The organism is Nocardia sp. NPDC060249, from assembly GCF_042728755.1.
GTDB lineage: Bacteria > Actinomycetota > Actinomycetes > Mycobacteriales > Mycobacteriaceae > Nocardia.
This window is the reverse complement of record NZ_JBHXAQ010000002.1, coordinates 911524-929780: the sequence shown is the minus strand read 5'-3', so window position 1 is coordinate 929780 and position 18257 is coordinate 911524. Positions and strand designations below refer to the sequence as shown.

General features: G+C 66.1%; 19 protein-coding genes. 13 read left to right on the top strand and 6 right to left on the bottom strand.

The genetic code is table 11. The features are described from left to right. Positions 1 to 69 precede the first annotated feature (69 nt). Positions 70 to 630 carry a TetR/AcrR family transcriptional regulator gene (locus tag ACFWFP_RS12030; protein ID WP_379294755.1) on the top strand — a complete coding sequence of 187 codons (561 nt, stop codon included), beginning with the start codon at positions 70 to 72 and terminating at the stop codon, positions 628 to 630. Between the two features lie 307 nt (positions 631 to 937). Here the strand turns inward: ACFWFP_RS12030 and ACFWFP_RS12025 are convergent, their stop codons facing one another. Next, the gene (locus ACFWFP_RS12025; protein WP_379294754.1) at positions 938 to 1603 is read right to left on the bottom strand and encodes a TetR/AcrR family transcriptional regulator; all 666 of its coding nucleotides are present in this window, start codon (positions 1601 to 1603) and stop codon (positions 938 to 940) included. Between the two features lie 115 nt (positions 1604 to 1718). Between ACFWFP_RS12025 and ACFWFP_RS12020 the strand changes: the two genes are divergently transcribed. The 4 genes from ACFWFP_RS12020 (at position 1719) to ACFWFP_RS12005 (ending at position 4895) form a co-directional block, all read left to right on the top strand. Further along, positions 1719 to 2600, top strand: a complete 882-nt coding sequence (locus ACFWFP_RS12020; RefSeq protein WP_379294753.1) for an SDR family NAD(P)-dependent oxidoreductase — start codon at positions 1719 to 1721, stop codon at positions 2598 to 2600. Between the two features lie 33 nt (positions 2601 to 2633). After that, positions 2634 to 3728 carry an alkene reductase gene (locus ACFWFP_RS12015; RefSeq protein ID WP_379294752.1) on the top strand — a complete coding sequence of 365 codons (1095 nt, stop codon included), beginning with the start codon at positions 2634 to 2636 and terminating at the stop codon, positions 3726 to 3728. A gap of 149 nt (positions 3729 to 3877) precedes the next feature. Beyond that, positions 3878 to 4330 carry a 4-oxalocrotonate tautomerase family protein gene (locus ACFWFP_RS12010; protein WP_379294751.1) on the top strand — a complete coding sequence of 151 codons (453 nt, stop codon included), beginning with the start codon at positions 3878 to 3880 and terminating at the stop codon, positions 4328 to 4330. A gap of 88 nt (positions 4331 to 4418) precedes the next feature. After that, positions 4419 to 4895: a tautomerase family protein gene (locus tag ACFWFP_RS12005; protein WP_379294750.1), complete on the top strand. Its 477-nt coding sequence runs from the start codon at positions 4419 to 4421 to the stop codon at positions 4893 to 4895. Between the two features lie 160 nt (positions 4896 to 5055). Here the strand turns inward: ACFWFP_RS12005 and fdxA are convergent, their stop codons facing one another. Together fdxA and ACFWFP_RS11995 are read right to left on the bottom strand one after the other, a co-directional pair. Further along, positions 5056 to 5382 (bottom strand): ferredoxin, encoded by a 327-nt coding sequence (gene fdxA / locus ACFWFP_RS12000; RefSeq protein WP_379294749.1) that lies wholly within the window; start codon positions 5380 to 5382, stop codon positions 5056 to 5058. Next, complete coding sequence (locus ACFWFP_RS11995; RefSeq protein WP_379294748.1) at positions 5379 to 7853, bottom strand: molybdopterin-dependent oxidoreductase; 2475 nt, start codon at positions 7851 to 7853, stop codon at positions 5379 to 5381. Before ACFWFP_RS11995 ends, fdxA begins: the two co-directional genes overlap by 4 nt. Before the next feature lie 106 nt (positions 7854 to 7959). Between ACFWFP_RS11995 and ACFWFP_RS11990 the strand changes: the two genes are divergently transcribed. Next, positions 7960 to 8538: a TetR/AcrR family transcriptional regulator gene (locus tag ACFWFP_RS11990; RefSeq protein WP_379294747.1), complete on the top strand. Its 579-nt coding sequence runs from the start codon at positions 7960 to 7962 to the stop codon at positions 8536 to 8538. A gap of 334 nt (positions 8539 to 8872) precedes the next feature. Here ACFWFP_RS11990 and ACFWFP_RS11985 read toward each other — a convergent pair whose 3' ends face one another. Together ACFWFP_RS11985 and ACFWFP_RS11980 are read right to left on the bottom strand one after the other, a co-directional pair. Next, complete coding sequence (locus ACFWFP_RS11985) at positions 8873 to 9826, bottom strand: enoyl-CoA hydratase/isomerase family protein (protein WP_379294746.1); 954 nt, start codon at positions 9824 to 9826, stop codon at positions 8873 to 8875. A gap of 20 nt (positions 9827 to 9846) precedes the next feature. Next, positions 9847 to 11253, bottom strand: coding sequence for a wax ester/triacylglycerol synthase family O-acyltransferase (locus ACFWFP_RS11980; RefSeq protein WP_379294745.1), 1407 nt, complete (start codon positions 11251 to 11253; stop codon positions 9847 to 9849). Positions 11254 to 11411: 158 nt separating this feature from the next. On the opposite strand from ACFWFP_RS11980, the gene ACFWFP_RS11975 reads away from it, so the two are divergent. The 7 genes from ACFWFP_RS11975 to ACFWFP_RS11945 all read left to right on the top strand — a co-directional run bounded on the left by ACFWFP_RS11975 (position 11412) and on the right by ACFWFP_RS11945 (position 17229). Next, positions 11412 to 11984: a TetR/AcrR family transcriptional regulator gene (locus ACFWFP_RS11975; RefSeq protein ID WP_379294744.1), complete on the top strand. Its 573-nt coding sequence runs from the start codon at positions 11412 to 11414 to the stop codon at positions 11982 to 11984. Between the two features lie 136 nt (positions 11985 to 12120). Then, positions 12121 to 13383 carry a lipase family protein gene (locus tag ACFWFP_RS11970; protein WP_379294743.1) on the top strand — a complete coding sequence of 421 codons (1263 nt, stop codon included), beginning with the start codon at positions 12121 to 12123 and terminating at the stop codon, positions 13381 to 13383. Positions 13384 to 13516: 133 nt separating this feature from the next. Next, positions 13517 to 13654 carry a hypothetical protein gene (locus tag ACFWFP_RS11965; protein WP_379294742.1) on the top strand — a complete coding sequence of 46 codons (138 nt, stop codon included), beginning with the start codon at positions 13517 to 13519 and terminating at the stop codon, positions 13652 to 13654. 334 nt (positions 13655 to 13988) lie between these two features. After that, on the top strand, positions 13989 to 14786 hold the full coding sequence (locus ACFWFP_RS11960) for a CPBP family intramembrane glutamic endopeptidase (protein ID WP_379294741.1): 798 nt from the start codon (positions 13989 to 13991) through the stop codon (positions 14784 to 14786). Between the two features lie 27 nt (positions 14787 to 14813). Next, positions 14814 to 15476, top strand: coding sequence for a hypothetical protein (locus ACFWFP_RS11955; RefSeq protein ID WP_379294740.1), 663 nt, complete (start codon positions 14814 to 14816; stop codon positions 15474 to 15476). Further along, complete coding sequence (locus ACFWFP_RS11950; RefSeq protein ID WP_379294739.1) at positions 15473 to 16669, top strand: PrsW family intramembrane metalloprotease; 1197 nt, start codon at positions 15473 to 15475, stop codon at positions 16667 to 16669. Before ACFWFP_RS11955 ends, ACFWFP_RS11950 begins: the two co-directional genes overlap by 4 nt. Before the next feature lie 89 nt (positions 16670 to 16758). Beyond that, positions 16759 to 17229 carry an NUDIX hydrolase gene (locus ACFWFP_RS11945; RefSeq protein ID WP_379294738.1) on the top strand — a complete coding sequence of 157 codons (471 nt, stop codon included), beginning with the start codon at positions 16759 to 16761 and terminating at the stop codon, positions 17227 to 17229. A gap of 66 nt (positions 17230 to 17295) precedes the next feature. Here ACFWFP_RS11945 and ACFWFP_RS11940 read toward each other — a convergent pair whose 3' ends face one another. Beyond that, on the bottom strand, positions 17296 to 18087 hold the full coding sequence (locus tag ACFWFP_RS11940) for a hypothetical protein (protein WP_379294737.1): 792 nt from the start codon (positions 18085 to 18087) through the stop codon (positions 17296 to 17298). Between the last annotated feature and the right edge of the window lie 170 nt (positions 18088 to 18257).

Genomic DNA, 18257 nt, shown 5'->3' with positions numbered 1-18257 from the left:
GACGGCACGGCCACCTGGCGGCGTCCAGATAGGGTTGCGGTCAACGTTGGCGACAAGTCAGGACTGAACATGCCTCGCAACAGACGCCCTCGCGACCGCGAGGAGAAGCGCGCGGAGATCGTGGTGGCGGCCAGGCGGTTGTTCGTCGAGGAGGGCTACGACGCGGCGTCGATGGCGCGGATCGCCCGCGAGGCCGGAGTGGTGTCGAACACTCTGTACTGGTACTTCCAGGACAAGGACGCGGTATTGATCACGGTCCTGGACGCGATCCTGGCCGACTCCATGGCCGCCTACAGCGAAATCCTGGACTCCGGATTGTCGGACCGGTTGTTGTGGCTGGTCACGGAATTGGAGCAGCTGGGCCGATTGGTCAGTACGGTGCACGCCCGCGCGAAGGAGTCCGAGGCCATCGCGCAATGGCACGACCAGTTCCACGCGCTGGCCGAGGGCCTGTTCCGGATGGAGCTGATCGAGCTCGGCATACCCGCCGACGAAGTGGATCCGTTGGTCTCGATGGGGGTTTTCGTCGTCGAGGGTCTGTTGACCCATCCGGTGCAGGAACCCGGCAAGCGGGCGGTGATCGAGGCGTTGCTTCGCAGCGCTCGCGCGATCGCCGCGCCGACTACCTGATTCCCAGTCGTGCTCGTCGCGCGAGGTGCGCTCTGCCGTCGAATTGTTCTGCCAGGAAGCCGATCTGGTCACGGACGACGTTTCGAAGGGACAGTCCGGGTGCCGCGGCGAGTTCAGGTCGGACGCGTAGACGGCGTAGCGATCGGGGCTGTCACCGACATAGGCCAGCGGTTGGTGCGCGGCTTCCTGGATTTGGTGCCGGTGGTGGTGAGCAGAAGTAGTTGTTGACCGCGGGCCTGGCCTTTGTTGGCGCGGAACTCGATGATCGTCGATTGGTTGAACGCGTCGAAGTCGAAGCTGGCGGTGATCAGCGGTTGACGCGCGGTGGCTGTTCGGCGGTGTGGTTGTCGGTGTCGCGAGTGGCCGGTGCCGGCAGAGGGAGCGGGCGCCGGGGTCGGTGGTCGTTGTTCAATCCGTCCAGGATCAGCGCGAGGTGGCGCCGCCACGCAGTGGGGTCGACCGTTCGAGTGATGTCGGCGAGCGCGCCGACGGTGAAGATGAGTCCGAAGAAGTCGGTGGGGATGGTATCGGGGCGCAGGGAACCGTCGTCCTTGGCTCGCTGGGCCAGTTTCTCCACGGCGGCTTCGATCCGCGCGCTCTGCACCCCCACCTGATCGCAGCCGTGACCGATGCGTTCGAGGGTCGCGGTCATGCCGCGACTGCCGGCCATCCGTTCGCACGCGAACTCGAAGTACGCCACGAGCGCGGGCCAGGGATCGGTGGCGGACGCGGCTGCCTCGGCCGCTTCGGCCATGTCGGTGAAGTTCTGTTCGAATACCGCGTCGATCAGCTCGTCCTTGTCCCTGAACCGGCGATACATGGTGCCGATGCCGACACCGGCGTGGCGGGCTATGTCGTCGAGGGTCACGTCCAGGCCGTGTTCGGCGAACATCTCGTGCGCGGCGTGGATCAAGCGTTGCCGGTTGCGGAGAGCATCGGCGCGTAAGCCGCGCTCGGGTATGGGGTGACTCACATCGCTCATCTCCTCGATTGATCTAAACGGAGGATTATCTCCGCCTATGTTAGCGTTCAGGCTAAATGGAGATGTTACTCCGCTTATCTGATCGGCTAGGAGAAGTGAGGACACTATGAGCAGTCGGACGAACGACGCCGACCAGGTACTGCCACTGACGATCGTGACCGGCGGCACCGACGGCATCGGCAAGGAAGTGGCCCGAGAGCTGGCACGTCAAGGCAAACGCGTCTGGATCATCGGTCGTAGCTCGGCCAAGGGCGCGGCCGCGGAAGCTGAGCTCCGCCAAGTAGGCGACGTCCGGTTCGTGGCGGCGGACCTCGGGTCCATGGCGCAGGTGCGCGAGCTGTCGGACCAGATTCTCGCCGAGACCGACGAGATCGAGAGTTTGGTGCACTCCGCGGGCATCCTCAAGATCGAACACGCACTCAACGGCGACGGCATCGAACAGAACTTCGCGATCAACTACCTGGGCAGGTTCCTGCTGACCGAACGGCTCCTGCCCGCCCTGACGAAGGGGCGTGCGCGCGTGGTCGCCATCGCCGCGGCAGGGATGAACAAAATGGTCTTCGATTTCGACAGCCTGCCCGGGATTCCCCAGCTCAGCCCGTTCAAGACCTTCACCCAGTCCCAGGCCGCCAACGACGTGTGGATCCAGGACCTCGCCGCTCGAGTCGAGGGCTCCGGCGTGGTGGTCACCGCGGTCATGCCCGGCATGGTGGAGACCAATATCCGGCTCAACGACGCCAACGGGTTTCTCATCAAGCTGACCGACAGCCCGGTGCTCATGCCGCTGTTGCGCATGTCCATCCTGATCAGTCCCGCCACCGCCGCGATCACGCCGGTCTGGCTGGCCACCGATCCGGCCGCCACCGCCAACGGCGGCTTCTTCGGGCCGAAGAAGAAGGTCATCAAGGTCAAGTCCGACCGCAAAGACCCCGTACTGCAGCGAAAGCTGCGTGAGACCTCGCTTCGCCTCGTCGGCGGAGCGCTCTGACCCACTCATCACACGGACACGAGGACTCTACCGATGACAATCACTCCCGAATCGACCCTGTTCCAGCCGGTTTCGCTGGGCTCGATGAAGCTCGGCAACAAACTGGTGATGGCACCGATGACCCGCAGTCGGGCACTGCTCGACGGCGACATCAGCGATGCGCAGGTCGAGTACTACGCACAACGCGCGAGCGCGGGCCTGATCATCAGCGAGGCGACTCAGGTCTGGCGGATCGGTGGCGGCGCCTACCTGTCCACGCCGGGCATCTACACCGATGAGCACGAAGTGGGCTGGAAGCGCGTCGCCGAGGCGGTGCACGAGCGCGGCGGAAAGTTCGTCGTGCAACTGTGGCATGTCGGGCGCCACGCCCATTCCGCGATCAACGGCCTCGGTGCGGTGGCGCCCTCGGCGATCCAGACCGAGATCTCCACCTTCATCGGGCCGGAGGGGGATTCGGAAGGAAAGTCGCGAGTCGGGCTGCCGCACGCTCTGACGATTCCCGAAATCCACGCCACGCAGCAGGACTTCGCTGACGCCGCCGAACGCGCCGTGCGCGCGGGTGCTGACGGTGTCGAAATCCATGGCGCCGGTAGCTATCTACCGCAGCAGTTCCTGGCGGAGGGCGCCAATCAGCGCACCGACGAATACGGTGGCTCCCCGCAGAACAGGGCCAGGTTCGTCATCGAACTGGTGAACAAAGTGGTCGACGCGGTCGGTGCGGACCGGGTCGGCATCAAGATCTCGCCCGGCTTGCCGATCGGTGAACTGGGCGAGACCGACCCCTGGAGCACCTATGAGGTGTTGCTGAACGCGATCGCACCACTGGAGCTGGCTTACCTGCATGCGATGTATCGCATCGACGACCCCGTTGTCGACCGGGTGCGCCGGATCTGGCCTGGGAAGTTCCTCCTGAGCTCCGGGTTCAACGGTCCGGTCACCGAAGACGACTATCAGGAGGCCATCGAGCGGAACCGGATCGACGCGGCGGTGATCGGCCGGAATTTCCTCGCGAACCCCGACTTCGTCGAGCGCCTACTGATCTCGGCGGAACTGAACGCAGCCAAGCCCGAGCACTTCTACGCGGGCGGCGACACCGGATATATCGACTACCCGACACTATGGGTCTGACCCCAATTTCCTTGTGCTGCAGTCGATGACTGGCCGAATCGCGGGGCAATCGACCGGTACTTCTGCCGATGGGGGTCGTCTTACTCTGACAGGTAATAGGCTCTATGCAATACTGCATAGTATGTACGTTCGACGTAGGGAGTGATGTCATGCCGATGATCGATCTGACCGTGGGGCGGGGCTCGGTTCGGGATGCGAAGCGTGCGGACCTGCTCGAGGAATTGGCGACGATACTGCTGCGGTGGGAAGGTGCGCCCGATACGGAGTTCTTCCGGGAGATCACGTGGGTGTACCTCCACGAGATCGAGGCCGACCAGCTCGCTGTCGGAGGTCGCGGCGGGGGAAGCGCGCGGTTTCGGGTCGAGGTGACCGTGCCCGAAGGCGCGCTGTCACCGCGACGCAAAGCGGGGCTGATCGCCGATGTCCACGGCGCTGTCGTTGCCGCCGCGGGACTCGACCCGCACAGCGCGCAGGCACTGCACGTGTGGACGCTGATCCGGGAAGTGCCGGAGGGCAGCTGGGGTGCGGCGGGCGCCGTGGTTCATTTCGAGCAGCTGAAGCAGACCTCGGCCGCCGAGCGCGAACGCTCCGCGACCTCCTGACCGCGAGATCGTCGCTGTCGAACCCACTACCCGAGTAAGGAATTCCCGTTCGTTCTCTCGGCAGGCGCGTCGCGGATCAGCGGATCCGATGCCCGAGCAGCCTGCCGCACTGATTGTCACCCTTCAGGAGCCACGTATGCCGTTCTATCAATGCGTTATCCCCGCGGGAACAGTGTCTGATGACGTGCGCGCCGCGCTGGCGGAGGCGATCACCGATGTCCACGCCACGGTCACCGGAGCGCCACGCCAATTCGTCAACGTCATGTTCATCGAATCCCCGCCGGGCACGTTCTACACCGCGGGAAAACGCCACGCGTGCGCGGTGATCGCGGGCACGATCCGGGCGGGCCGCGACCGTGAAACCAGGGCCAGGCTGCTCACCGGGCTCTCGGAGGCGTGGACTTCGATCACCGGCGTGGACGCTCGCGACGTCTTGCTCGGGCTGAACGAAGTCGATGCCACCTCCACCATGGAAGCGGGGCTGATCATGCCGGCCCCGGGCGAAGAGGCGGCGTGGTTCGACCGCCACCGCGACACTCTCGGCGAGATCCTGGCCCCCGAGTGACAGCTGTGGCGGGGGCCCGGCACTGAGCTGCTCACCGTCGGTGAACCGCAACGGTTGATGTCGATCACGGTGCGCGCGTTGGGTATCCCCGATCGCGCAATATTCGGCATCGCCTAGCGGTGGCAGGTCGACGGCGGGCCCGCCACGGTGGGGATCGAGCTCAGCCATCGACAGTAGCTGGTGCCAGACCGGCCACGAACTGGGTGTCTCCGTCGTATTTTCCGAATTTGGCGGCGCCGCCCGGGGAACCGATCGTGTCGAAGAAGTCCACGTTCGTCTGCGTGTAGTCCGTCCATTGGTCGGGGACGTCGTCCTCGAAGAAGATCGCCTCGACCGGGCAGACCGGTTCGCAGGCACCGCAGTCGACGCATTCGTCGGGCTGGATGTAGAGCATCCGGTCGCCCTCGTAGATGCAGTCCACCGGGCACTCTTCGATGCAGGCTCTGTCTTTGATGTCGACACAGGGTTCGGCGATCACATAGGTCATGCGGTCGGGATCCCTTCGAGCGCTTCGAGCCGGGCTGGGACGTGTTTGTGCCAGGGGGTGCCTGCGAAGTCGTCTTTGAGTCCGAGGCTGGTCAGTTCGTTGGGGGAGACCCCGGCGCTGGTCGTTGTTCCGTCGCCGGTGGGGTAGTCGAGGCCGAAACCGTTGGGCAGGGCGATGTTTCCGGCCCGCATCATGTCGCTGACCTCGACGATCACGGTGGCGGATCCGTTCGCGGTGACCAGTCGTGCCGGGGCGCCGTCGGTCAGCCGCAAGGCGGTGGCGTCCTCGGCGCTGATCCGGAGGTGGCCGTCGCGGTCACGGCGGCGCCAGTCGGGGTTACGGAAGATCGTGTTGGCGGTGAACGAGCGCCGTTCACCGGCGGCCAGGACCAGCGGGAACTCCGGGGTCGTCCACGCCGCGCGCGCGGTGGGCAGCTCGCGCACCTGGTCGAGCAGGTTGTCGATGTCGATGGTGAAGCGACGGTCCTTGCGCTTGACGTAGTGCCAGACGTCATCCCAGGTGTCGTCGGTGAAGACCACGCCGGTCGGGGATTCGACGACCGCGTCGAACAGTCGGTTGCCCGGTGTCAGGCCGGTACCGGTGAAGCCCGCTCGGGCAACGGCTTTCGGGTTCGACATCGCGCATATCTGACTGAGGCCCCACAGCACCGCCGCGCCCCTCACCTGCGGCGCCATCGTGGTGCCGAGCGTCTCGTACAACAAGTACGGAGCGATCTTTGCGAGGGCGGGGTCAGCGGCGACGGTGGCCAGGAAGGTCGCGCCGAAGGTGTCACGCCCGGTCTGCGCGGCGCGCCGGAGTCGGGCGATGGTGACATCGTCGACGACCCGCATGCGTCGAAGTACCCGCGCGTAGATCTCGGGCTCGGGCAGCGTGCCGTCGAGCGGTTCCATGAGCGGTTTGCGCAGATGGACGACATTGCGCGGGAATTCGAAGTTGAAGAACGTCGCTTCGGGCTTCTCGTACTGGCTGGCGGCGGGCAGTACATAGTCGGCCTCGCGCGCGGTTTCGGTGAACGCCACATCGATCACGACGGACAGGTCCAGTGCGCGCATCGCGGCCCGGAAGCGGGGCGAATCGGCAAGAGAGTGCGCCGGGTTGGACGAGTCGATCCACATCGCGCGGAAGCGGTTCGGGTGGTCGGTGAGGATCTCGTCGGCGATCGAATTGCAGGGGATCAGGCCGCCGATGATCTTGGCGCCGGTGACCGGTGAGGTCCGACCGCCGCCACCACCACCGCCGCCGAGCATCCCGCCCGCCAGGGGAACCATCGCGCCGAGCAGGGCCGAGGCCCCGGCCTCCACTCTCGCGCGCAGCGGAGCCACCCGGGCGAGCGCGGGCAACGTCGTGCTGATCGCCGTGGCCGCCGCGGTGACGGTCCGCGTCGTCACCCGCTTCTGCGCGCGTGCCAGTGCGCTCGGCTTCTTGCGCGGTGATCCGGCCCCGGAACCACCGGTCAGCATCGCGAACGAGGAGTGCAGGTACATGGTGCCGGGTCTGCCGAAGTTGCCGGTGACGATCCACAGGAGCTTGTTCAGGTACGACACCAGAGTGCTGTTGGGCGCCTGCTGAATTCCGAGATCCTCGTAGACGCACACACTCGACGCGGTCGCGATCCGGCGCGCCGCCGCCCGGATCTCGCCCTCGCCGACACCGCTGATGGTCGCGAAATCCGCGACGTCGCAAGCCTGGAACGCGGCGTGGACCTCGTCGTAGCCGGTGGTGTGCGCGGCGATGAAACCGGCGTCGACCAGGTCTTCCTGCACGATCACCGCGACCAGCGCCGCCATCAGCCAGGCGTCGCGCCCCGGCAACACCCGCAAGTGGTGCTCGGCCATCGCCGCGGTTTCGCTGACGCGCGGATCGATGACGATCATCGAACGGTTCGGGTCGGCGGCTACCTGCTTGAGCACCGGTCTGGCCCGCGGAAAGCTGTGTGATTGCCAGGGGTTCTTGCCGACGAACACCAGCACTTCGGCGTTTTCGAAGTCGCCCTTGGTGTGACCGCCGTACAGGCGGCCGTCGACCCAGATCTCCCCGGTCTTCTCCTGTGCCAACGCATTCGAGTGATAGACCGAGCCCAGTGCCCCCCGCAACCCGACCGCGTTGGCTGCCCCGAGGTGGTTGCCTTGGCCGCCACCGCCGTAGAAGAAGATCTTGTCTCCGCCGTGTTCGTCTGTGATGGCGGAGAGTTTCGCGGCGATCTCATCGATCGCTGTGTGCCAGTCGATCTCCTGGTAGGTGCCGTCGGGCCGGCGTTTCAGTGGGGTGGTGATGCGGTGCGCGCCGTTCTGGTACAGGTCGAGGCGCATCGCTTTCTCGCAGGTGTAGCCCTCCGATGCCGGATGTGCCTTGTCGCCGCGGATCTTCGCCAGTCGGCGGTCCTCCACGTCGACGGTGATCCCGCAGTTGCATTCGCACAGCACACACGCCGTCGCCTTCGGTTCGGCCATGTCACACCCCTTCGACGGTAATATGCTAGGCAACATAGCATATTAGTTATGCGAGGTGGCATAATATTGCTGAGTTGACTCGAAATTCAGTAAGGAGTGCCACGACGTGGGAGCCCGCACCGACACCCGGCAGAAGATGCTCTACAGCGCTGTCGAGCTTCTTCGTGAACGCGGCTCGGCCGGGGTGACCATCGACGCCGTGCTGGCGCGCAGCGAGGCACCGCGCGGATCGGTCTACCACCACTTCCGCGGTGGACGCGCCGAGATCATGACCGAATCGCTGGCGCTGGCCGGCGATGCCATCAGTGCCATCATCGACAAGGCGGTGGAGCAGGGCTCGGTCGCGGCGCTGCGGCGATTCGGGCAGTTCTGGAACACCCTGCTCGAACAGTCCGACTTCGAGGCGGGCTGCCCGGTCGTCTCGGTAGCCGTCGGCAGCTCGCCCGATGACCGGCACCTGCAACCGGCGGTCGCGGGCATCATTCAACGTTGGCAAGCCGCCCTCGTCGCCGCGCTCGAAGCCGACGGTGTCGAATCCGGGCGCGCCATTCGGCTGGCCACCATGGCGATCGCCGCCATCGAAGGCGCGGTGATCCTGTGCCGGGTCAACCGATCCACGACGGCGCTCGACGATGTCATCGCAGAACTCGAGATGATGGTCACCGCGGTGGTGGCTGCGGACTAGTGACCGGCCCGGGATCATAAGAGGCCTGCACTGTTTCACCGTGACCGCTGCCGATACCGTACCCAGCGCCGCAGGGGCTTCGGTGTGCTGGACGCGTCATTGAGGCCCTCGGTGGTGCAGGTGCCCGATTTCGGTGACCGATTCTGGGTGTACCAGTGGTGGATCAGCGCACTGATTCCTCAGCCACACCCCAGATATGACTTGCCAGGCGGTTTGATCGACCGCGCGGCGGGCCATTGTCGTGCGGCCGCTGTGAACGCAGCCATCGTCTACCCGGCGGAGCGTGCTGGGCGCGTACGAATTTCCCGAACCCAGCAGGGACCGGACGCCCGGTCTACTCGGGGAAGTCGACCTTGGTGCCGTCGATCCAACCGGGCAGGCTGTCCGCGACGAAGTCGGACATGTCGCGACCTTTCTCGATGGTCGATTCGACGTCGGCGAGGTAGGTGGCCATCGCTCGTTTGGCCGACGGGGTGGACGCCGCGGTGAGGAACTGGGCGCGTTCGATGTGCAGGCCCTTCTCCAGGGAGGTCGAACCACCTTGGTACACAGCGTGTTTGATGCCACGTACCGCGGTGGGGGAGCGCTTGGCCAACCGCGCGGCGGTCCGCTGTGCTTCGGCCAGCAGCTCGTCGGGATCGATCAACCTGTGCACGAGCCCGATCTCGAGAGCCCGGCTCGGGCTGATCGGAGCGCCTTCGAGACACAATTCCAGGGCGCGGCCCGCGCCGAGCACCCGGGTCAGCATCTGGGTACCGCCGCCACCGGGGATGATGCCGACCAGGATTTCCGGCTGCCCGATCTCGAAGGGGCCGTCGGCCATCAGTCGCAGGTCGCAGGCCAGCGACAACTCGCACCCGCCACCCAGCGCGCGCCCGTTGAGCGCGGCGATGAACACGGTGCTGGACTCGCGCATCAGCCGGCACACCTCGTGATAGCGACGCAGATTCGCGACACCGCCCGCGCCGGCCCTGGCCAAGCCCGCTTGTCCACCGGGGACGTGGTCGGCCAAGGTGCTCATCCGCAGCGCGGCGCCCGCCGTGCGCACGTTCAGCGTGACCGGCGCGGCCTCGACACCGTCCAGGATCTCCGACACCGAGTAATGGCTGACGAAGACCCCGTCGACGGCGCTGGTGAGCACGACCGCACGGACTCCGTCGTCGCCGTCGATAACGCGCAGCAGGTCGAGCAATTCGCCCATCACGGCATCGGTGAGGAAGTTGTAGGGCGGGTTGTTCAACCAGATCGTTTGAACGGAACCGTTGCGGTCTGTGCGGAGAAACTCCATGCCATTGCCTTTCGTTGTCGCTAGTGCCCGTAGGCACGTTCGAGTTCGGCCAGGGCGTCACCGCAGTACGGTGCGACTCGTTGGACATGTGGCAGCGAGGTCGCGCACGCGGTGACGCACAGGTTGAGGCGGTTCGCGTAGGACAGGATGGTGATGTTGAGCGCCTGACCGTCGAGCGGGATCGACACCGCGTGCCACTCTTCCAGGGTCAGCCCGTTGTAGTGCAGAGGCTTGCTCGGACCCGGCATGTTGGAGATGACGACATTGAACATCGGCGGGATACGGCTGCTCACACCGAGAACCAGCCCCGCGCCGAAGGGCGCCATGAGCATCCCCGTGTAGGCCATGACCGCGGCGCTCGACATCCGTGACATGTGTTCCTTGGCGGCGACCGTCGAGGCGACGATCGACGAAACACGTTCTCGCACATCGTCGACATCGGTGGCCAGTGTGGCCAGGGCCATGGTGGTCGCGTTGCCCTCGGCGTCGTCACTGTCCTTGGGACGGAACGACATCGGCATGCCCGCGATCAGCGAGGACTCGGGTAGCTCGCCGATCTCGGCCAGGTAGCGACGCAGCCCACCCGAGCAGACTGCGAGGATCACGTCGTTGATCGTTCCCCCGCAGTGCTGGGCGAGTGCGGTGATTCGCGCCAGGTCGAACGATTGCGTGGCGATCCGGCGCTCGGCGGTGATCGGGCCGTTGAGGATCGACGGGGGCGCGGAGTAGGGCTTGATCAACGCCGGATCGGGTGCGGACAGGCCGGTGTACATGCGCGAGATCGCCTGCACACCGGTGAGCTGATCCGCGGCGACCCGTACCGGAGCGTTGAGCAGCCGCCACAGCGAGGCCACCGTCGGCAGGCCGCCACCCGGCGGTTCGGTTCGGCGTCGGCGACCGCCGGCCTCGCGGTAGGCCCAGATCGCGGGCCTGCCACGCTCATCGGGATCGTCCGACATCACCTTGCGAGCGAGGCGCACGGTGGCGACGCCGTCGAGCAGGGCGTGGTGTCCCTTGACGTACATCGCCACCCGCCCGTCGTCGAGGCCCTCGATGACGTGCAACTGCCACAGCGGGTGCGACCGATCCATCGGGATGCCGTGCAAGCGCGAGACCAGCGCCCCGAGCTCACGTTGCCCGCCCGGTGCGGGCAGGACATGTCGCTGGAGGTGGTAGTCGATGTCCGGGGCGTCGACGCTGCGCCATCGCGGCAGGACCCGGGATACGAGAGCGGAATCGAGGCGGCGGTCGAACGGACTGGTGGCACTGGTGTAGGTGCTCAGGTCCTCGACCATGTTCGAGACGAAATCCGGTCCGGCGTCCGGGGGCAACCGGAAGATGTCGAGGTGGGCGATGTTCATCAGGTTGGAGTCGGATTCTCCCCAGAGGAAGGCGACGTCGATCGGGTTCAGCGTGCTCGTAGGCATGGGGTGGTCGGCTCCGGGAGGATTAGAGATCGAGGGAAGGCCCCCAGGGGGACGGCATCGGAAATGTATGTGCAACTGCCAGTAACGCTTTTTGAAAACGATAGTAGACTGATCGTGCTACCGCAAGGATCAGTTGCTCGATCAGAGGATGGAACGCCGTGACACCGAGTCCACGCGAACGGCTCATCGCCGGAACGATCGCGCTCATCCGTGAGCGCGGCGTCGCCGGCACCGGAATCACCGACCTGCTGGCCCGCAGCGACACCGCGCGGCGCTCGGTCTACCAGAACTTCCCTGGTGGGAAGGCTGAATTGGTGGAGGAATCCACTCGGGCGGCGGGCGCGATGATGAGTTCGATCATCGCGGAATACACGGCGGGAGAAGACCCGGTCGCCAGCCTCGCCGCCTTCATCCAGATATGGAAAGACACCCTGACATCCAGCGACTTCACCGCCGGATGCCCGATCGTCGCCGCGGCCCTCGGGGGCACCGAAGCGCCCTCGGCACCCGCCGCTGCCGCCGAGGTATTCGCCGACTGGACGAACCTGCTCGCCGCGCAACTCACACGCTCGGGCCTGGACGAGTCTGCCGCCAGATCGCTCGCCATGACGGCGGTGTGTGCGGTCGAGGGTGCCGCCATCGTCTCGATCTCCTCGCGATCGGTGCGTCCGCTCGACGAAGTCGGCAGTCAACTCGCCGCCCTGGTGTCGTTGCGTCTGGGCCTTCGGTAGTCGAAGGCCCTACGGCAGAGCGCAGGTCGTTCCGACTGGTCGGGACTCGGTGCTTCCGCGGTCTGGATCCGGACTGATCCACACGGATACCGTCGGTTTTCGAAAACCGTCGGTATTTGGAATGTAGTCTCGGCCCATGTTTCCTCGTCTGCTTTCGATCCTCGTGTTGTGTTGCGCCACGTTGTCGACCGTTCCCATCGCGCATGCGAACCCGAACACGGTCGGTGATTTCTACAGCCCGCCCGACCCGCTGACGGCCGCGAGCCCGGGTGATCTGGTGCGCACCGAACCGGCCGCGGTGGCGGTTCCGCTTCCCGCGCGCGCCACCCGGATCATGTACCGCAGTACCGATCCGGCCGGGGACGCGATAGCGGTGACCGGCATCGTTTTCGACCCCATCGCCGCCTGGCAAGGACCGGGCGAGCGACCGCTGGTGAGTTTCGCGGTCGGCACACACGGCCAGGGGGACCAATGCGCGCCCTCACGCCAGTTCGGGCAACTCGTGCACTACGTTCCGCCGCTGGATGTGATGGCCGAATACGAGATCACGGCCGTCGGCGAGTTGGTCGCCCGCGGGGCAGCGGTCGTGGTCACCGATTACCAGGGCCTGGGCACGCCGGGCACACATACCTTCCTCAACGCTGCCGCCGAAGCCCACGCCGTCATCGACGCCGCCCGCGCGGCTCAGCGCCTGCCCGGATCCACGATTCCCGCCGCCGGGCCGGTGCTGTTCTGGGGCTACTCCCAAGGCGGGCACGCGGCAGGCGCGGCCGCCGAACGCGTCGGCGACTATGCCCCCGAACTCGATCTCCGCGGCAGCTATGTCGGAGCGGTACCCCGCGATTTCATGACCTTCGCCACCTACGCCGACGGAACGGGTCTGTCCGGCGCGTTCGGCTATGTGCTCAACTCGATGCGAGCCGCCTACCCCGAGACCGTCGCGGTCCTCGACGCCGAACTCAACGCACAGGGCAAGGCGATGCTTGCCGACACCGCGGGCCACTGCAGCGCGGAAACGGTGCTGCGCTACGGATTCCAGCGCACCGAAACCTGGACGACCAGCAAACGCCCACTGTTTCCCGACGTGATCGCCGCCGATCCCCGCACCCTGCGCGCGCTCGACGACCAGCGCCTGGGCGATCGGCGTCCCACCGCTCCGGTCCTGCTGCTGACCGGCGACGCCGACGATATCGTGCCCGCATCTGCCGTCCGCGATCTCGCCGCACGATGGTGCGCACAGGGCGCGACCGTGCAACTGCTCGACCTCCGCGATATTCCCCCTCTGTTGCCCGGAACGATCATCGGTCACGCCGTCAACTCCGTCGCCTTCCAGGCGACTACCGCGATTCCCTGGCTCGACGACCGCGCCGCCGGCCTGCCCGCACCATCTACCTGCTGACCGAAATCCCGCGTCCGCCGTGTCGGCGGGCGCGGGAACCCGCACAACTACTGGGGACAGGTCGGCGGCGAAGCGGCGCCGCTGGAGCTCACGCCGACTCGACAGCATCCCTCTACGCGGCGTTCACCTCGCCGTGGACGACGGCCAGGTCGAGGACGAGGCCGGCTCCGGTGTGCTCGCCGACGGTGATGCCGTACAGGACCCGGATTCCTTGCTGGCAAAGGTCGTTGCCCTGGACGACAAGCCGGGCGGCCCGCCGGTGCCGCGGTGAGAGGTCCGGTGTCTGGTTCGGAGCCCTTCGCCGGTGCCGTCGGCCCACAACTGCAGGTCTGGAGACGTCACAGTTCAGCACCGGGTCGTTCGCTTACGGTTAACCAATTGAGTCTTTCCATCGGGTAACCGATTCCCGCATCCGGCCGATGCCTGCGGCGTTGGCCAGCGGAAAGTCGTCCTTGCCAGCATGATCGACTCCATTCTTGGCGACGGTTCTGCGAGGCTTGGAGCTACCCGCATAGTTGCCACAAGATCGCTATCCTGGCGCCGCGTGTTGATTGACACTGGCCGATATCGAGCGTCCAACTTTCCGAGCCGATACCTTTACCCGCATGAGCACGCCGGAAACTGCGCTATCGGCCACTCGGACCGGGCGGCGCCGCCTGTCCTATCCGATGTTCGCGCTGGTCGTGATCGTCTATCTCGCGATCATCCAGCTCGGCGGTTTGCTCATGACCGAGCTCACCGGTGCGGACGACTTCCTGTCCACGCGCGCGGTGTTCTACGGCATGATCATCCCGCTCGGTGTCGCCCTGGTCTTCACCTACGGCGTGATCGCCTACCTCGGCTGGCTGACCCCCGTCCTGCGTGACGACCGGCCGACGCGGTCGTGGGTGCGGGTCGTGCCGATCGTGTTCGTCGTCGCGATCGTGTTCGGCATCAACTACAGCGCCTTGTCGGAGAAGGGTCTGCTCTATACGCTGGTGTTGCTGATCGCCACCCAGTTCGTCGGCTGGGGCGAGGAAGGAATGTTCCGTGGCATCGGTGTGGTGGTCCTGCGTGATCACGGACTCACCGAAGGCCGTGTGGCGCTGTGGTCGAGCATCGTGTTCGGCGCGGTGCACCTGACCAACGGGATCAGCCACGGCGCGAGCGCTCTCCCGCAGGCGATCATGGTGAGCTTGGCCGGCTACTTCTTCTATCTCACCCGCCGGGTCACTCGCGGCAACACGGTCAACTCGGTGCTGCACGGCTTGTTCGATTTCACGCTGCTGACCGGCACGGCGATCCTGATCGATCAGACCTTCTATCTCGGTGCGCTGCTGCCGATCCTGCTCTACCCGGTGCTGGCGATCGTGCTGCTGGTGAAGCGGCGCAGCATCGAGCCCACTCCGGCGACAGCCGCCTGATCCGACCCGCTGACCACGGAGAAGCACATGGGAACACATCAGCGAGAGTCCGAACGGGTCTACTCGGAACAGTATTTCGACCCGGGCGATCGCTGGGTCCCCGTCGACCGTCGCTGGCTCGGCATGGACAAACGGACCATCCTGCCCGCCCTGATCGTGCTCGTGCTGGCTTTCCTGCAGGGGGTGTTGCTGCCGCAGATCGACGCCGCGATCCCGGAGAAGGACGTGACCGTCGCCGGCGAGGTGATCGCACTACAAGGTCAGGTCGGGTTCAGCGCCGCCGGCGGCTGGTCCCTGGTCGCCGGCGAGCGGCAGAGTGATGAACCCAGCGGGCAGGGTTATCCCCCGCAGGCGGTCCTCGCCCTCGGCGGCGCCCAATTCGTGGTCCGCACCGGCAAGTTCGACGGTGACGCCCGCGCCCTGCTCGACCAGATCCAGCGCACCGACGAACTGCTCGGCTCCGGACTGACCGCGACCGGTGACCCTGTCGCGGTCACGACCCGCGGCGGTATCGACGGGGTCATCACCCGGTACGCGGCCACGGGCGTCGACGGCGTGCTCGCCGCCTTCGTCCTCGACGGCACCGGCATCGAGGTCGTCGCGGTCGGTCCCGCGCAGCCGGGCCACGACATTCTCGGCCAGGTCGCCGACATGATCGCGAGTATCGCACCGATCGGAGGATCACGGTGACCGGCAACGACCTGTCCCAGGCCAGGTTCCTGGCCATCGAGAACTCCGGCTGGGGCCGAGATTTCACCTTCTACCAGCCGCGCAATCTCGCGTTCTGGGTGTATCTGCTGATCACCGGATCCGGGGCGATGCTGTTCGTCTCGCGGATCGCGAGCAGCTATCCCGCCTACGGCCGCGCGATCGCGGTCACCGCCTTGGTGTTCGCCGTGTACGGCGCGCTGTTCTGGTGTTTCGTCGCCCACATCGACCGCTACGCCCGCCAGCCCACGAAGCTGCTGGTCGTGGCGTTCTGCTGGGGCGGTTTCGCGGCCACCTGGTCGATGGCCTCCTACGCCAACGACGCGCTGATCGGCATCTACGGCAAGGTCTTCGGCCACGCGTGGGCGCAGGACTGGGGGGCGGGTCTGGCCGCGCCGTTCACCGAGGAGACCGCCAAAGGTTTCGGTCTGCTGCTGATCATCGCCCTCGCGCCGCGGCTGATCCGCACCGCGTTCGACGGCTTCATCGTCGGCGCGTTCCTCGGCCTCGGCTTCGAGATCATCGAGGACATCGCCTACGGCATGAACGCCGGCGCCTCGCAGTTCGGCACGAACCAGGTCGACGCCTCGATGAGCACCGTCGTGCTGCGAGTGGCCACCGGAGCGACCGGTCACCTGCTCTACACCGCACTGTTCTGCGCCGGACTGGTGTATCTGCTGGGCCGCCCGGCCGAACCCCGCCGGGTGTTTCGTGGCCTCGGCCTGATCGTGGCGGCCATGCTGCTGCACGGGTTCTGGGACTCGATGGCCAACTTCGCCGGGGACAGTGCCCTGGGTGGAGTCGCGATCATCGCCGCCACCATGATCATCGCCCTCTGGATCGCCGCGAGCGTCTTCGCTGCCGCTGTTCCGCGCGAACGGGACTTCCTCGGCCAGATCCTGGCGCCCGAGGTCGAGTCCGGCGTCCTGACCGCGGAAGAGGCGGCCGCCGCGTGCGCGAATGCCAAAGGCCGCCGGGCATTCCGCAGAACCGGCACCGGCCGGGCCGGCCGCGCCCGCAACGAACACCTCCTCGCCGCGATCTACGACCTGGCCGACGCGCTGGCCGCCGACCGCGGCGGGGAAACACCACGGGTGGAGTTCGCGCGCTCGGAGATCGCCCGTATCCGCGACGGGCGCCCGGCCACCGAGGCACAGCTCCCGATCCGGATCTGAACCCTGTGGGTTGACCTGTCTGTTCGACACCTACACCGACAGTGTCAACGCGGTCTGGCAAACCGGCCGACCGATGAAAGGCTGAGCCGATGGCACGTACCGAGTTCTATGACGACCCAGCCGCACCGGAGCCGAACAGTCTTGTGGTCGCGGCTTCCGCTGTGGTGTGCGACAACGTCGGCCGCATCCTGCTTCAACGGCGTGCCGACAGCGGCCTGTGGGCGTTACCCGGTGGCGGTATGGAGATGACCGACAGCCTGCCCGGCTGCGCGGTCCGAGAGGTCAAGGAAGAGACCGGTCTGGACATCGAAATCGCCGGTCTCGTCGGTACTTACACTGATCCGCGGCATGTGATCGCCTACAGCGATGGTGAGGTCCGGCGTCAGTTCAACGTGTGCTTCCTGGCTCGTGTCGTAGGGGGTGAACTTGCTATCTCTGATGAGTCCACAGGTCTGCGGTTCGTAGCTCCCTCCGAACTGGACAGCCTCGATATCCACCACACGCAGCGGCTCAGGCTGACCCACTATCTGGAGTCGCGAAGCGTGCCCTATCTCGGTTGACGATGCGGAGTGGAGGGCGGCCGACTCGGTTCGCTGCGTCGACCTGAGTTGTCCCGGGTGCCGCCGTCAGGCGGTCGCCGCGACCGGGGCCGCGGCGATCATCCAGTTGCTGAACTCGTCGGCCAGGTGCCACTGGTGCTGGTGGATGAGCCGGTCGGGCAGATTGCCCGGGAACTGCACCGTCAGTAGGGCTTCGAGAGTGCCGTCGCGGTCGCGGAACTGGTGGCGGACGCCGCCGATGACCAGGCCGTCGTCGAGCAGGGCTTGGCCCGCGACCTGGATGGGGTAGTCGGGATCGACAGGGATGGTCAGCGCTTCGGTTCTGGTGTAGTCGACGAGGAAGCGCGACGCCGTGGGCGAGCCGCCGGTCGTTTCCACGACTTCCTGACGGCCGTCGGGCAGACCACGCAACAGGTAGTGGTCCGGGGTGGCGGCCACCATGTCGACCTCGGCGTCGGTGATAGTCAGGTCGTTGAACCAGTCGGCGAATCGCTGTGCGGAGTAGTGGGGGACTTCGAGGCGGGTGACCGAGTACTTGGCTCGGCCCCGGCTGGTGGCGACCCCGATTCGCGCCATCCGGTCCGAGATCGCCAGATCGCGCTTGAGCATGGCGTAGATCCCTGCGTGACCCAGCTCGGTCTTCATGGCGGTGAGGGCCTCGCGCTGGACGTCGAGGGGCGCGTCCAGCGCCCTGCCGATCGTGAAATCGGGCAGGAGTTCGGCTACTCCGCGGCGCCCCAGGCGTGCGGCGAACCTCTTGAGCACCGCCTCGGCGCGCCGAGCTTCCCAGGCGCGCACCTGCTGGCGGGTGACGCTCTCCTCGCCGAGGAATGTTCGGATTTCGATGGGATCGTCCATGTCGACCACCTCTCATTAAAGCTACTGAAACTGGCTTTAAGACTGCCTTCCTGCGCCTGGAAACGCAAGTTCGTATGGCGTTAATTATGCGCAGACCGTTGACAACGTGACGACGGTAACGGAAGCTGTGTTATCGCAAGTTGAACTAGCTTTAAATCGAAGGGAATTGG

What these genes read in the sequence shown, in the direction of transcription:
- ACFWFP_RS12010 (WP_379294751.1), top strand. Translation starts at nt 3,878, where the DNA reads ATGCCGATGATCGATCTGACCGTGGGGCGGGGCTCGGTTCGGGATGCG.
- ACFWFP_RS11960 (WP_379294741.1), top strand. Translation starts at nt 13,989, where the DNA reads ATGAGCACGCCGGAAACTGCGCTATCGGCCACTCGGACCGGGCGGCGC.
- ACFWFP_RS11985 (WP_379294746.1), bottom strand. Translation starts at nt 9,826, where the DNA reads ATGGAGTTTCTCCGCACAGACCGCAACGGTTCCGTTCAAACGATCTGG.
- ACFWFP_RS11970 (WP_379294743.1), top strand. Translation starts at nt 12,121, where the DNA reads ATGTTTCCTCGTCTGCTTTCGATCCTCGTGTTGTGTTGCGCCACGTTG.
- ACFWFP_RS11955 (WP_379294740.1), top strand. Translation starts at nt 14,814, where the DNA reads ATGGGAACACATCAGCGAGAGTCCGAACGGGTCTACTCGGAACAGTAT.
- fdxA (WP_379294749.1), bottom strand. Translation starts at nt 5,382, where the DNA reads ATGACCTATGTGATCGCCGAACCCTGTGTCGACATCAAAGACAGAGCC.
- ACFWFP_RS11980 (WP_379294745.1), bottom strand. Translation starts at nt 11,253, where the DNA reads ATGCCTACGAGCACGCTGAACCCGATCGACGTCGCCTTCCTCTGGGGA.
- ACFWFP_RS12015 (WP_379294752.1), top strand. Translation starts at nt 2,634, where the DNA reads ATGACAATCACTCCCGAATCGACCCTGTTCCAGCCGGTTTCGCTGGGC.
- ACFWFP_RS12020 (WP_379294753.1), top strand. Translation starts at nt 1,719, where the DNA reads ATGAGCAGTCGGACGAACGACGCCGACCAGGTACTGCCACTGACGATC.
- ACFWFP_RS12030 (WP_379294755.1), top strand. Translation starts at nt 70, where the DNA reads ATGCCTCGCAACAGACGCCCTCGCGACCGCGAGGAGAAGCGCGCGGAG.
- ACFWFP_RS11945 (WP_379294738.1), top strand. Translation starts at nt 16,759, where the DNA reads ATGGCACGTACCGAGTTCTATGACGACCCAGCCGCACCGGAGCCGAAC.
- ACFWFP_RS11940 (WP_379294737.1), bottom strand. Translation starts at nt 18,087, where the DNA reads ATGGACGATCCCATCGAAATCCGAACATTCCTCGGCGAGGAGAGCGTC.
- ACFWFP_RS12005 (WP_379294750.1), top strand. Translation starts at nt 4,419, where the DNA reads ATGCCCGAGCAGCCTGCCGCACTGATTGTCACCCTTCAGGAGCCACGT.
- ACFWFP_RS11995 (WP_379294748.1), bottom strand. Translation starts at nt 7,853, where the DNA reads ATGGCCGAACCGAAGGCGACGGCGTGTGTGCTGTGCGAATGCAACTGC.